At 69.1% G+C, this 13,844-nt stretch carries 11 protein-coding genes; all 11 read right to left on the reverse strand.

What is annotated here, in order from left to right; all coding sequences use genetic code 11:
• Window positions 1–284: 284 nt before the first annotated feature.
• Window positions 285–1,658, reverse strand: a complete 1,374-nt coding sequence (locus AMK34_RS32540; RefSeq protein WP_073847901.1) for an alkaline phosphatase family protein — start codon at window positions 1,656–1,658, stop codon at window positions 285–287.
• Window positions 1,655–2,725: a metabolite traffic protein EboE gene (gene eboE, locus AMK34_RS32545; protein ID WP_073847902.1), complete on the reverse strand. Its 1,071-nt coding sequence runs from the start codon at window positions 2,723–2,725 to the stop codon at window positions 1,655–1,657. Before eboE ends, AMK34_RS32540 begins: the two co-directional genes overlap by 4 nt.
• On the reverse strand, window positions 2,722–3,585 hold the full coding sequence (locus AMK34_RS32550; protein ID WP_037346221.1) for a TatD family hydrolase: 864 nt from the start codon (window positions 3,583–3,585) through the stop codon (window positions 2,722–2,724). Before AMK34_RS32550 ends, eboE begins: the two co-directional genes overlap by 4 nt.
• Window positions 3,586–3,589: 4 nt before the next feature.
• Window positions 3,590–5,170 carry an EboA domain-containing protein gene (locus tag AMK34_RS32555; protein ID WP_241832913.1) on the reverse strand — a complete coding sequence of 527 codons (1,581 nt, stop codon included), beginning with the start codon at window positions 5,168–5,170 and terminating at the stop codon, window positions 3,590–3,592.
• Window positions 5,167–6,015 (reverse strand): SCO3242 family prenyltransferase, encoded by an 849-nt coding sequence (locus AMK34_RS32560; RefSeq protein WP_038518478.1) that lies wholly within the window; start codon window positions 6,013–6,015, stop codon window positions 5,167–5,169. The genes AMK34_RS32555 and AMK34_RS32560 overlap by 4 nt, the downstream gene beginning before the upstream one ends.
• Entirely contained in the window at window positions 6,012–7,169 is a 1,158-nt protein-coding gene (locus tag AMK34_RS32565) for an inositol-3-phosphate synthase (protein ID WP_073847903.1), read from the reverse strand. Before AMK34_RS32565 ends, AMK34_RS32560 begins: the two co-directional genes overlap by 4 nt.
• Before the next feature lie 109 nt (window positions 7,170–7,278).
• Complete coding sequence (locus AMK34_RS32570; protein WP_073847904.1) at window positions 7,279–8,448, reverse strand: Gfo/Idh/MocA family protein; 1,170 nt, start codon at window positions 8,446–8,448, stop codon at window positions 7,279–7,281.
• A gap of 42 nt (window positions 8,449–8,490) precedes the next feature.
• On the reverse strand, window positions 8,491–9,543 hold the full coding sequence (locus AMK34_RS32575; RefSeq protein WP_038518486.1) for a substrate-binding domain-containing protein: 1,053 nt from the start codon (window positions 9,541–9,543) through the stop codon (window positions 8,491–8,493).
• A 22-nt stretch (window positions 9,544–9,565) separates the two neighbouring features.
• Complete coding sequence (locus tag AMK34_RS32580; protein ID WP_228694672.1) at window positions 9,566–10,543, reverse strand: ABC transporter permease; 978 nt, start codon at window positions 10,541–10,543, stop codon at window positions 9,566–9,568.
• Between the two features lie 35 nt (window positions 10,544–10,578).
• The gene (locus tag AMK34_RS32585; RefSeq protein ID WP_063273992.1) at window positions 10,579–12,081 is read right to left on the reverse strand and encodes a sugar ABC transporter ATP-binding protein; all 1,503 of its coding nucleotides are present in this window, start codon (window positions 12,079–12,081) and stop codon (window positions 10,579–10,581) included.
• Entirely contained in the window at window positions 12,078–13,295 is a 1,218-nt protein-coding gene (locus AMK34_RS32590; protein ID WP_228694674.1) for an ROK family protein, read from the reverse strand. Before AMK34_RS32590 ends, AMK34_RS32585 begins: the two co-directional genes overlap by 4 nt.
• Window positions 13,296–13,844 lie beyond the last annotated feature (549 nt).

Here is a 13,844-nt window from a genome sequence, read left to right on the forward strand (position 1 = left end):
CAAAGACATAGCAGTGGCGATCCTTTCGATGAGCGGCGGCGATCAAGGAAGGACTTGCGTTGGTGGAGCTTTCCTTTCTGGAGTGGGTCAGCTCGCCGGCCCGGAGCCGAGCCGAGGTGTTGCGAAAGCCACTTTCGCAACGTTGAAGGTTGCGAAAGTGGCTTTCGCAACGTCGGTGGCGGCGGGGGCGGGCGACCATGTCCCGAAAGCCACTTTCGGGACATCAGACGTCGCGAAAGTGGCTTTCGCGACACGCACCGGCCTCAGCACCCCCGCCACCGCCTCTACTTCAGTCCCTGCAGCGACAACAAAAGCGGATGTACGTCAGTGGCCCCCACACGACCGGACGGTTCGAAGGCCGGATCCGAGCACAGCAACACCGGACCGTCCTCTGTGGAATCGGGCAGCCGTCCGTGCGAGCCGCGCACCCAGCGCGGATCGGTCGGGACGACGTCCATCGCGTACCGGAGCCCGGCGAACTTCTTCGCCAGGTTGAGCCCGGCCCGCGCCTTGGCGAACTTGTCCTCCGGGTCGAAGAACAGCTCGGCGGGGTCGTAACCCGGTTTGCGGTGGATCTCGACGCCGCGTGCGAAGTCGGGCTTCCGCGCGTCGTCGAGCCAGTAGTAGTAGGTGAACCACGAGTCCGGATCGGCGACCGCGACGAGTTCGCCCGCGCGTTCGTGGTCGATCCCGTACTTGGCCTGCGCCTCACGGTCGAGGACCTCGTCGACACCGGTCAGCTCGCCCACGATCGACCGCACCCGCTCGAGATCAGCGGAATCGCGGACGTAGACGTGCGCGACCTGGTGGTCGGCGACGGCGAACGCACGCGATGCCCACGGGTCGAGGTACTCCATGCCCGCCTGGGTGTAGACCTCCAGCAGACCCTCGCGCCGCAGTGCCCGGTTGATGTCGACCGGCCGGTGCACGTTGGTGATCCCGTACTCGCTGAGCGCCACCACGGTCGCCCCGGCGTTGCGGGCGTCATCGAGCAACGGCGCCAGCGCGTTGTCCAGTTCCCGCGCGGCCTGCCGTGCCTGCGGCGCGTCGGGGCCGAAGCGCTGCAGGTCGTAGTCGAGATGCGGGACGTAGGTCAGCAGCAGATCCGGTCGCTTCTCCCGCAGGATCTGCCGCGACGCCCCGATCACCCACTTGCTCGATTTGAGCGACGCCGTCGGGCCCCAGTACTGGAAGAGCGGGAACTCCCCCAGCGCACCGGTCAGCTGATCGTGCAGTTCCGGCGGGCGCACGTAGGCGTCCGGCGACTTGCGGCCGTCGGCATGGTAGATCGGCCGCGGGGTCACCGTGACGTCGGTGCTCATCCCCATCGCGTACCACCAGCACACGTTCGCCGACGTGTAGCCGGGGTGCGCCGCTCGCGCGGTCTCCCACAGCTTCTCGCCGCCGACGAGCCGGTTGTGCTGGCGCCACAGGAAGATCTCGCCGAGCTCGCGGAAGTACCAGCCGTTGCCGACGATCCCGTGCTGCGCGGGCATGAGCCCGGTGAGGAACGTCGACTGCGCGCTGCAGGTGACCGCTGGCAGCACCGTGCCCAGTTCGGCCTGCCAGCCGTCGCGGGCGACGGCGGACAGTTTCGGCATGTCCCGCAACGCCTTCGGGGTCAGCCCGACGACGTCGATGACGACCAAGGGTTTCACGCGGAAGCCCCTTCCTTGACGAGGTTCGCCTGTGCCCATTCGAGTTCCGCGGCGATCCCGCCGACGAGGTCGCCCGCGTCCGGGAGCACGCTCCAGGTGTAGGTCTCGACTTCGATATGCGGTTCGCCGGGCAGCCCGGCGGCGACCGTGCGCAGGACGTCGGTCGTGGTGGACAGCGGCGCGGCCGGCGCCTGGTGCAGCGGCATGTGGAAGTGCACGCGCCACGGCCCCTCCCCCGGCAGGTCGGTCCACGCCTCGGGCAGGTCGTCGGCCTTGCGCACGACACCACCCGAAAACTCTCGGACCTGGTGCAGGTATCGCGGTTCCGCGAACGCCGCCAACGCGTCACGGGCTTCGGCGGGATCTTCGACGTGCAACGCGGCGGAAGCCTGCACCTTCACGATGTCCACATCGGACTCCGCGATCGCCCTGAGCGTCTCCGTCGGATCGGCGAACGACACCGCGAGGTGACAGGTGTCCAGGCACAGCCCGACATACTCCGGGTCGACGCGGCCGGACAGCCAGCCCAGCGCGTCGGCCACCGTGTCGAGCACGCAGCCGGGTTCGGGTTCGACGGCCAGTTTGATCGGCCGGTCACCGATCGCGCGGACGACCTCGGCGAAGGACTCGATCGCTCGCCGGTCGTCCTGTTCGCCCCACGGTTCACGCCAAGCCAACGGCAGCGTGGATATGCTGCCGTAAGAAGCATCCCCGGCGAGGAGGTCGGACAACACGTTCACGCAGTCGATCGTGTAGGCGACCCGGTCCGGGTGTGTCCACTCAGGACGGTAGACCGCGTGCTTGACGACGTCGTCGTGGAAACCGCCGTACGGGAAGGCGTTGAGCGTGTACACCGACAGCCCGCGGGCGTCGAGTTCGGCACGGAAACGCTTGCGCGCCTCGGCGTCTTCGGCGAGCCCGCGCGCGACCGGCGCGGAAAGCCACAGCCCGACGCCGAGCCGATCGGCGCCCAGCCGCTCACGCACGGGGAGCGCGTACCGCTCCAGCTGCGCGACGATGCCGTCGACGTCTTCAGCGGGGTGGACGTTCGTGCAGTAGGAGATCATTTGCGGGCACCTCGCAGCACCGAGTTGCCCTCGAACGTCACGGCCTCGCCGGTGAACCCGGGCAGCGGGTCGAGCGTGAGCCTGCCGCTGAGCCCGTAGAAGTCGACCGGGTTCTGCCACAGCACCTTGTCGACGTCGGCCTCGGTGAACCCGCCGTCGAGCATCGCCTGCCCGGTCTTGGCGGTTTTCAGCGGATCGGACCGGCCCCAGTCGGCGGCCGAGTTCACGATCATTTGGTCCAGCCCATACTGGCGCAGGATCTCGACCATCCGGTGTTCGTCCATCTTGGTGTCTGGGTAGATGGAGAAACCCATCCAGGCGCCGGAATCCTTGACCAGCTTGACGGTGACCTCGTTGAGGTGGTCGACGACCACGCGCTCCGGCGCGACGCCGGCCTCGCGCACGACGTCGAGCGTGCGCTTGGTGCCTTCCAGCTTGTCGCGGTGCGGGGTGTGCACCAGAACCGGAAGGTCGTGTTCCAGCGCCATCGCCAGCTGCTGGGCGAAGACCTCGTCCTCTTCCTTGGTCATCGAGTCGTAGCCGACCTCGCCGACCGCTACCACGCCGTCCTTCGCCAGGTACCTCGGGAGCACGTCGAGCACCTCGCGGCAGCGGGGGTCGTTGGCCTCCTTGGGGTTCAGCGCGATCGTGCAGTGGTGCCGGATGCCGAACTGCGCGGCGCGGAACCGTTCCCAGCCGATGAGCGCGTCGAAGTAGTCGGTGTACGAGCCGACGCTGGTACGCGGCTGCCCCAGCCAGAACGCGGGTTCGACCAGCGCGCGGACACCGGCCGCGTACATGGCTTCGTAGTCGTCGGTGGTCCGGGAGGACATGTGGATGTGGGGATCGAAGATACGCACTGGCTTAGTGGTTGCCATCGGAAGTCCTTCGGGGGTATTCGGCGGATCCAGGTTTCCGCTGGGCGTGCGGCCGCGAGGTTCGCGTACCGGGGTCGTACTCGGGCCTCGCGGCCGTGCGTCCAGCGGGAAGCTGGGCCGTCGAGACCCCCGGAGGACTTCCGATGGTGACCACTGAGTTCTCCTTGAGGAGTTCGAGGGCGTCGGCGGGTACGTCACGTCCGGCCGCCCTGCGTTCGTCGGCGAAATCGGCGAGCATTCTCCGCAGCTCGTCGTCCGCGCGGGAAGTGAGGTCCGCGACGGCGGCCAGCGGCACACCGACGAAGACGCATTTGAGGACGCCGTGGCGCCACGTGTGGTCGTCCAGGAACCGGGCGAAGGCACCCATCGCGGCGGCGACCAGCCTGATGTCGTTGGCGCGCAAGGCGTCCTCGACCAGCTTGATCCCGGCATCGGTGACTTCGGCCCCTGGCGACTTCAGCGCGGAGAGCGCCCGCAGGACCCCGCGCCGCTCGGCGTCGTCGCCGTAGCGGTAGAGATCGCGTAGTTCCGCGGCCAGCGCCGCGTCGTCGAGGACGTCGGCCAGCACCGACACGAGCCGGACCCGTGCCCGGTCGTCGACCGTGCCGTGGACCAGACCCTGCGGATCGGTGTCCGGGCGCAGCGCCTCACGACCGACCTCGCGGCCGACGGCCGGGAAGATCGAGCCGATCACCGACGGCTTCTCCCGGATCCGGCGTTCCGCCTTGGCCTGCCACGTCTGCGGCATCGCCGCGGTGAGCGCCTCGAAGGCCCGGCGCGCGGTGTCCGGCGCGGCATGGCTGTGCCGGGGCAGTTCGACCGCGGCCAGGCCGGTGTAGCCGATCTCCGCCAGCGCGGCGAGCGTCCCCGGCAGATCCAGATGCCCGTCGCCGAACTCCAGATGCTCGTGGACCCTCGGCAGCATGTCGTCCAGCTGCACGTTCCACAGCAGCGGACCGGCGAGGCGGACGCATTCGGCCGCGTTCACCGGCTCGACCGCGACACAGTGCCCGACGTCGAGCGTGACCCCGAAGAGATCCGGTTCGCCGAGTTCCTTGCGGAGGTCCAGGACCTGGCCCAGATGCTGCACGAGGTGGCCGGGCTCGGGTTCCATCGCCAGTCGCACGTTCAGCCGCGCGGCGTGCTCCAGGACCGCCGCGACCCCTTCACGCAACCGCGACCAGGCCAGATCGTTGTCCACAGTGGACACGCCGGACCAGAACGACACGCAGTCCGCACCGAGGTCCCCGGCGATTTGCAAAGCTCGCGCCAGGAAGTCGATCCGCAACGCGGGGTCGTCCGAAAGCAGCGTCGGCGAGTGCTTGCGCCACGGGTCGAGCAGGTACCGCGCGCCGGTCTCGATGACGACCCGGTTCAGGCCGAGCGCCGAAAGCCGGGAGGCCACATGGTCGACCTGCCGCGCCAGATCGTCGGCGAACGGGTCGAGGTGATCGTGGTCCAGGGTCAGCGCCACCCCGGTGTAGCCGAGGTCGGCGATCACCGCGAGCGCGTCGTCGAGGCGGTGGTTGGAGAAGCCGTTGGTGCCGTATCCGAGTGAGAACGTCATGTGGGGCTCACCTTCCTCGACAGCTTGCGGGCGATCGGCAGCGCGGCCGCGACCAGCGCCGCCCCCAGTACCGAGCCCTTCGCCGTGACCGCCGCCTGCAGCGGGACCATGCCGTGGATGCCGTTCTTGGTCGCCGACCGCACGGATTTCGCCGACGGGTCGCGGACGGCGTCCGCCTGCGCCCGGCCGACCAGGCCCGCGTAGCCCGAACCGGCGGCCATCGAGGCGGCGCGATGCCAGCCCCCACGGGCCGGTCCGGTCAATGCCAACGTTGTCGCCGCGCAGCTGGTGGCCAAGGCCGCCCGGGCGGTCGCCGGGTTCGCCCCGTGGACCTCCCCGGTGGAGAGCGCGGTGACACCGAGCGTGTGGACGCCGACCGCCGCCGCGGCGGTCGCCGCCTTCTTCGGCGAATCACCGGCACCCAGCAGCACATCGAGGGTGCGGCACGCCGCCATGGCCACCGGTCCGGCCGGGGTCGGTTTGAGCACGGTGTCGTAGGCCCACACCGACGCCGCGAGCGGGACCGCGACGCGCATCGCCCGACGGCCGCCGCCGAGCGCTGCCAGGCCGAGTCCGGCGGCGGTCAGCGCGGCACCGGTGGTGAGCGCCGCGCCCGCGCTCACCCGCCCGGACGGGATCGGGCGCTCGGGCCGCTCCACGGCGTCGAGCTTCCGGTCCGCCCAGTCGTTGAGGGCCATCCCGGCCCAGTAGAAGGCGACCGAGGACAGCGGCAGCAGCAGCCGCCGTCCGGTCATCTTGAGCCCCGCCGCGGCGGATCCGGCGACCGTGTCGCCGAGCACCGTCAGCGCCGCGGGCGCCCGGACGAGTTCCACATAGGCCTTCACAGGGTTCCCGCCCAGCTGATCAGGCGGGCGGTCTGCTCGGCGAAGCGGTGTTCGTCGCTGCCCAGCGGATCCTTGAAGAAGAAGCCGAGTTCGGTCAGCGCGCCGCTCTGGCCGCCGGCGTGCGCGGCGGTGACGAACCGGGCCAGGTCCAGGATCAGCGGCGCCGCGAGCGCGGAGTCGTAGCCGGTCCAGGTGAACTGCAGGCTCATGCGCGCGCCGAGGAAACCCTCGAACGACACGTGGTCCCACGCGGTCTTGATCTCGCCGAGGTCGGGCACGTTGTCGATGTGCAGCGGCGCGGTGACGTCCTCGCCGAGCAACGCAGCGAGCCCGCGTGCCTTGGATTCCAGCTTGCTGTTCGCGGTCACCGGGTCGGCGAGGGTCTCGCCGTCGCCGCCGCCCAGCAGGTTGGTGCCCGCCCAGGAGCGGACCTTCAGCGCCCGCGCGCTGAACATCGGCGCGAGGACGGTGCGCAGCAGCGTCTCGCCGGTCTTGCCGTCGCAGCCCGCGTACGGCAGGCCTTCCCGCTCGGCGAGCTCACGCAGCGCGGGCAGGGTGATCCCCGCGGACGGCGTGAACTCGACGTACGGGCTCCCCGCCTTCAAGGCCGCGTAGGCCGACAGGGAGCTCGACGGGAGCACCGCCCGTGCCGGGTCGGCGAGCGCCGCCTCGAGCGCGTCGAGGTCGTCGTGTTCGGGCAGGTGGGGGCACGGGGCCTCGGTGGAGGACACGTTGACCACCACGACCCGCGCGAGGTCGTGCCGGTCGGCGAAAGACCGGATGTCCGCCGTGAGCCGGGCGGCCGCGTCGGCCTGGGCACCGGTGTGCGTCGCCGGGTGGTAGCCGTCGCGGATCTCGGCGTCCACCTCGGCCAGCCCGGACCGGACCGCGGAGAACACCGAGTGCCCGAAGACACCGGCGTGCGCCAGCTGTTCGGCGCGCTTCTCCAGCGGGGTGTGCACGATGTCGTGCCCGCCGAGGACCAGATCGTCCCAGCCCGGCAACGGAACCCCGGCGAACGCGGGCAGCTCGGTGACACAGCCGCCACCGCCGGCGACCCCCGCGCGCAGCGCGAGGAGCCCTACCGCGGCGGTAGTGGCGACAGACCCCCTCGCCCCGATCAACCAGATGCCCGTACGCTCGTGAGCAGGCATTTCTCCACCTTTCCAGAACCCGAGAACCCCAACCTCCGATGGTCGGATGTTTCGGATCGAACCAAGTCGCAGTGATAGCCGTCATGCGACTTTCGGCTGGATCTACTCCTCAGTTACTCCCCTTCACGGTGACGCCGGGCACAGTGGTCCATCGCGCCTCGTCGGACGCGCTGCGCTCGACCGCGTCCAAGACCTGCTGAACCCGCAATCCGTCCTCGAAGGACGGTTCGGGATCCTTGCCTTCGCCGATCGCGGTGAGCAGATCGGCGACCTCGTTGGTGAAGGTGTGCTCGTAGCCGAGCAGGTGACCCGGCGGCCACCACACCCCGACGTACGGGTGCTCGGGTTCGGTGACCAGGATCCGGCGGAACCCGGCCTCGGTGGGCGGCTGGCCACCGTCGAAGAAGGACAGTTCGTTCATCGACTCGAAGTCGAACGCGAGGCTCGCCTTCGACCCGTTGATCTCCAGCCGCATCGCGTTCTTGCGGCCCAGCGCGAACCGGGTCGCCTCGAAACTCGCCACCGCGCCGCCGGCGAACCGGCCGAGGAACAGCGCGGTGTCGTCGACCGTGACCTGCCCGGTGCCGCCGTCGCCGTCCGGCCGCTCCTTGACGAAGGTGTTCGTCAACGCGGAAACCCCGGTGATCGTGTCGCCGGTGACGAACTGGGCGGCGTCGACGATGTGCGCGCCGAGGTCGCCCAGCGCGCCGGAGCCCGCCTTGTCCTTGTGCAGCCGCCAGGTCATCGGCGCCTGGGCGTCGGACAGCCAGTCCTGCAGGTAGACCGACCGCACGTGGCGGATCTCGCCGAGCGCCCCGCTCGCGACCAGTTTCCTGGCGTGCGCGAGCGCGGGCACCCGGCGGTAGTTGAACGCCACCATCGACCGGACGCCGTTGGCCCGTGCCTTCGCCGCCGCCTCGGCCATCGCTTCGGCCTCGGCGAGGGTGTTGGCCAGCGGCTTCTCGCACAGCACGTGCTTGCCCGCTTCGAGCGCGGCGATCGCGATCTCGGCATGGCTGTCACCCGGGGTGCAGATGTCGACCAGGTCGACGTCGTCGCGGGCGATCAGCGCGCGCCAATCCGTCTCGACGTCTTCCCAGCCGAACCGTTCCGCCGCGGCCTTCGCCCGCACCTCGTCACGGCCGCCGAGCACGGCGAGTCGCGGGATCAGCGGTGGCGTGAAGAACCGGTGCACGCTGCGCCACGCGTGCGAATGCACCGCACCCATGAACGCGTGGCCCACCATGCCGATCCCGATCGTTTCCGTTGCCGTGCTCAATACCCCTCCTATGTCTCCGCTTGCGTGTCGGGTACGCGGGTCTTACGAGTCGAAGCCGACGTCCATGTACTTGTCGACGTTCTCCTTGGTGACCACCGCGGAGTACGTGGTGATCTCGGCGGGGATCTCGTGCTCGGCGAAGTCGCCGGCGCCCTTGCCCTGGCCGAGCAGTCGCGCGAGCGAGATCGCCGAGGACGCCATCGACGGGCTGTAGAGCACCGTGGCCTTCAGCGGTTCGGCGTCGGACTTGATCAGGTTCATCGCGTTCTTCGACCCCGCGCCGCCGACCATCAGGAAGTTCTTGCGGTTGGCGTTGTTGATCGCCGCGATGACGCCGACACCCTGGTCGTCGTCGTGGTTCCACAGAGCGTCCAATTTGGACGCCGACTGCAGCAGGTTCGACGTCTGCTTCTCACCGGACTCCGGCGTGAACTCCGCGGCGACGCGCGGTCCGACCGTGAAACCCTGACGGGTCAAGGCGTCCTTGAAACCCTTGCTGCGTTCCTGGGTCAGCGGCAGCGAGTCGATCCCCGCGACCTCGCCGATCACCGGGCTGGCGATGTTCTTCGCCTTCATCTGCTGGGCGATGTAGTTGCCGGCGTTGACACCCATGCGGTAGTTGTCGCCGCCGATCCAGGTGCGGTACGCCAGCGGGGTGTCGAAGACGCGGTCCAGGTTGATCACCTGGATACCGGCGTCCATCGCCTGCTGGCCGACCGCGGTCAGCGCCTTGCCGTCGAACGGCAGGATCACCAGGACGTTGACCTTGGCGTTGATCAAGGTCTCCACCTGGGAGATCTGCTGGTTGACGTCGTTGGTGCCCTCGGTCGCGTTGAGCGTGACCTCACTGAACTTCTGCGCCTGCGCGCGGGCGTTCTTGGTGATGGCCGCCATCCAGCCGTGGTCCGCGGCGGGCGCCGAAAACCCGATGGTGACAGGGGTTCCGGGCTGCGAGTTCGCCCCGGCGTTGGCCACGTTGGCCGCGTTGTTCTGCGCCGGTGCCTCGTTCGAGGTGCACGCGGTCAGCAGCGCACCCGCTCCGACGGCCGCGCCTCCCAGCAGGAAACGGCGGCGATGCAGGGATTGTTCGGTCATGACGACTCTCCATCCACGGTGATCAAGTACTCGTCTTGGTTTTCTTGACGGAGCGGAACTGCAGCAGCGCGGCCAGGACGATGATCACGCCCTTGGCGATGTTCTGGATGTCGGTGTCCAGGTTGTTGAGCGTGAAGATGTTGGACAGCACGGTGAAGATCAGCACGCCGATCAGCGTGCCGATGAGCGAACCGCGACCACCGGTGAGCAGGGTGCCGCCGATGACGACCGCCGCGATGGCGTCGAGCTCGTAGAGCATGCCGTTGGTCGAGGCACCCGCGGTGGTGCGGGCGACGACCATCAGCGCGGCGATACCGCAGCACAGCCCGGCGACGCCGTAGACGAGCGCGGTGTGCCGTTTGACGTTGATGCCCGCCAGCCGCGAAGCCTCGGCGTTGCCGCCGACGGCGAAGGTGCGGCGGCCGAACGTGGTGCGGTTCAGCACCACCCAGCCGATCGCGAACACCAGCGCGAACATCCAGATCAGCACCGGGATGCCGAGCAGGTCACCGCGGAAGAAGTCCAGGAAGCCCGCTTCGGACACCACCTGCGTGCGGCGGCCGCTGATGCGTTCCGCGAGGCCGCGGGCGGAGACGTACATCGCCAGTGTGGCGATGAACGGCACGATCTTCCCGTAGGAGACCAGGATCCCGTTGATCAACCCGCAGCCGAGGCCGACCAGGAGTCCACAAAGGATCATCACGAACGGGCCGTAGGACTGGGTGGCCAAAGTGGTCAGCCAGACACTGGACAGCGCCACGATCGACCCGACCGAGAGGTCGATACCACCGGCGATGATCACGAACGTCATCCCGACGCTGACCACCCCGATGGCCGCGGCGAGCCGCAGGATCGTGGAGATGTTGCCGTCGGTGAAGAACTGGTCGGGCCTGGTCACCTGGCCGACGATGCAGAGGATCACCAGCACCCCGGTCAGCCCGAGCAGCCGGGGATCGGCGGTGAACTTGAACCCTGTCTTCTTGGGGGGCAAAGGTTCCACGGCGCTCTCCGTACGCACCGATTCGGCTTGGTCGGTCACGCCGCACTCCCTTCGAGAATCACGTCGAGCACTTCCGCCTCTGTCAGCTCCGCGGACGGCTTTTCAGCCAGGACACGTCCTTCACGCAGCACCAGCACCCGGTCGGACAGGCCGAGTACCTCGGGGATCTCGCTGCTGACGAGCACGATCGCGACGCCGGTCGCGGCCAGTTCCTCGATCAGCCGGTACAGCTCCGCCCGCGCGCCGACGTCGACCCCGCGCGTCGGCTCGTCCAGCAGCAGGACCCGGCAGCCGCGGACCAGCCAGCGCGCCAGCACCGCCTTCTGCTGGTTGCCGCCGGACAGCGTGCGGATGATCCGGTGCGGGTCGGCGGGCCGGAGATCGAGACGCCGCAGGCTTTCCCCGGCGTCGTCGAGTTCCCTGCCCCGCTCGGTGAACCCGAACGTCGCGTACTTGCTCAGGCTCGCCAGGGTCACGTTGTGCACGACGGGCAGGTCCAGCAGGAGTCCCTGGCTCTTGCGTTCCTCGGGCGCCAGCCCGATCCCGGCCTTGACCGCCGCGGACACGCTGCCCGGCCGGACGGGTTCGCCGTCGACCGACACCGAACCCGTGTCCTGTTTGCGCGCGCCGAAGATCGTCTCCAGCAGCTCGCTGCGGCCCGAACCGACGAGGCCCGCGATCCCGACGACCTCCCCGGCGTGCACGGTGAAGTTCACGTTCTCGAACTCGCCGACGGTGGTCAGGTTCTCCACCTTCAGGACCTCGTTGTCCGGGTCGACGTGTTCCTGGTGGCGCGGGCCGAACACGGTTTCGACCTTGCGGCCCGCCATCAGCGCGACGAGGTCGGAGGTGGGCGTCTCCTTGGCGTCGAGTCCGGTGGAGACCGTCTTGCCGTCCTTCAGCACGGTGACGCGATGGCCGATCCGGCGCAGTTCTTCGAGCCGGTGGGAGATGTAGACGATCGCGACGCCTTCGGCGGTCAGCTCACCGACGATGCGGAACAGGTTGTCGACCTCTTCGCCCGCCAGCGCCGCGGTGGGCTCGTCCATCACCAGCAGCTTCGCGTCGTACGCGAGCGCCCGCGCCATCGAGACCAGCTGCTGACCGGCGGCGGACAACTTGCCGACCTCGGTCGACGGCGCGATCTCGGGATGCCCGAGCCGCGCCATCAGTTTCGCGGCCTTGTTCCGGGACTCGCTGATCCGTGTGAACCCGAACGTCGCGCGCTCGCGGCCGAGGAAGATGTTGTCCGCCACGGAAAGCCCGGGCACCAGGTCGAGTTCCTGGTACATGGTCGCGATGCCGATCTTCAGCGCGGCGACCGGTGAGGGCAGCGTGACCGGCTCGCCCTGCCAGAAGATCTCGCCGCCGTCGGGCCGGTGGGCTCCGGCGAGCGTCTTGATCAGCGTGGACTTGCCCGCGCCGTTCTGGCCGAGCAGGCAGTGCACCTCGCCGGGTTCGACGTCGAAGTCGACCCCGTCCAGCGCACGCACCCCGGGGAACGTCTTCACGATCCCCCGGACGGATAGCAAGGTCATGCCGGAGCCTCCTCGGCCGTGGTGGGAACTAGCGTCGGATCGGCGAAAAGCCGTTCGGTGGCGAGATGCGCGGCGCCGCGCAGCGGGGCGGTGGTGCCCAGCGGCGACGGCTCGACGCGGCAGGCGGGCTCGTGCCCGAGCGGACGCGCGGACAGTTCGCGGCGCACCGGCTCGACCAGCCACTCGCCCAGTTCGGCGAAGTAGCCGCCGAGGACGACGAGGTCCGGGTCGAGTACGTCGACCACGGTGGACACCGCGATGCCGAGCGCGACCCCGAGTTCCGAGACCGCCGCGACCGCGCGCTGGTCACCACGCTGGACGCGGTGCTTGAGCAGCCCGACCCGGCCGTCGACGCCGAGCGCGGGATCGTGCAGCGGGTCGCCCGGCGAGGCGGCGCCGCGCAGGACGGCGTTGAGCCCGGCCTTGGTCTCCAGGCAGCCGACCCGGCCGCAGGGGCACTGCTCGCCCGACGGATCGACCGTGATGTGCCCGACCTCGCCCGCGAAACCCCTGGCACCGCGCAAAATCGCGCCACCGGACACGAGCCCGCCGCCGACACCCGTGCCGCCGCTGAGGTAGAAGAGCTCCCGCACGCCTTTTCCGACCCCGGCGACGGCCTCGCCGACCGCGCCGAGGTTGGCCTCGTTGTCGACCGTGATGGCCTCGACCGGCAGGCCGAGCCGGGCGGCGAGGAGATCGGCGATCTCGGCGTCGCGCCAGCGCAGGGTCGGCGCGAACCGGAGGACGGCGGCGGCCGAATCGACCAGGCCGGGAACCGAAACGGTGACCCCGACCGGCCGGCCGTCGAGCAGCACGGTCCGGGCGAGGAAGGCGAGTTCGTCCATGCTCCGGTGCAGCCCGAGCGCGGCGACGTCGGCGGTCTCGGTGCGCTCGGAGACCACGCGGCCGTCGAGATTCGTGACGACGGCGGCGAAACGGTCGGCCTCGACGCTGAGCGCGAGCCCGCACGCGCTGGCGCCGTTCAGCTCGACCAGCTGGCTGGGCCTGCCGTTGCCGCCGCCCTGGAGTCCGGCGGAGCGGACGAGACCGCGTTCGGACAGCTCGGTGATCAACCCGGAGACGGCCGCCTTGGTGAGCCCGCAGCGTGCCGCGAGCTGGGTGCGCGAGAGCGGCCCCTCGCGCAACGCCCGCAGGAGCGCGGCGAGGTTCGCCGTACGGGGGCTGACTGGGTCGAGCCGCCCGGATTCCGTCACCGCCACACAGTCCCCACTTACGAATCGGCCGTAACAAACTTTGTTACTTAGCCAGCGAAAGTAGGGTGGTGCCCGTCACCCGTCAAGGTGACAACAGGACAGAAATGTCGACTAAAGCCCTCCGTCACCCGATTAGCCGTCTCAAACGACACAGACTTTTGTACTTTTCGAGCGAAAGCCTGTACGATCTTGACGTTACTAATCGGAATCAGGTGAGTGCCCAACGTGCGGCAGGCGCTTGGGTGTCGTGAGTGTTTTGGGTCGTTCTAACCGCCCTTACCACTCACGAGGACGTGGCACCGCACTCACGTGATCGAAGCCGGAACTCGCGTGATCAGAGGCGGAACACCCCGAGTGCCGCCTCCAATCACGCGAGTCACGTCCCCGATCACACGAGTCACGCCTCCGCTCACGCCACCCCTGCGTGCCCAAGTCTGTGAAGGCCTCCTTGAGGGACCTAGAGTCCCTCAAGGAGGCCTTCACAGACTTCGGACCAGGAGGTACGGAGGGCACGATTGGCCCTAACGACCCAAACACTCACGAGCCGCG

The sequence above is a fragment of the Amycolatopsis sp. CB00013 genome, from assembly GCF_001905755.1.
Classification (GTDB): domain Bacteria; phylum Actinomycetota; class Actinomycetes; order Mycobacteriales; family Pseudonocardiaceae; genus Amycolatopsis; species Amycolatopsis japonica.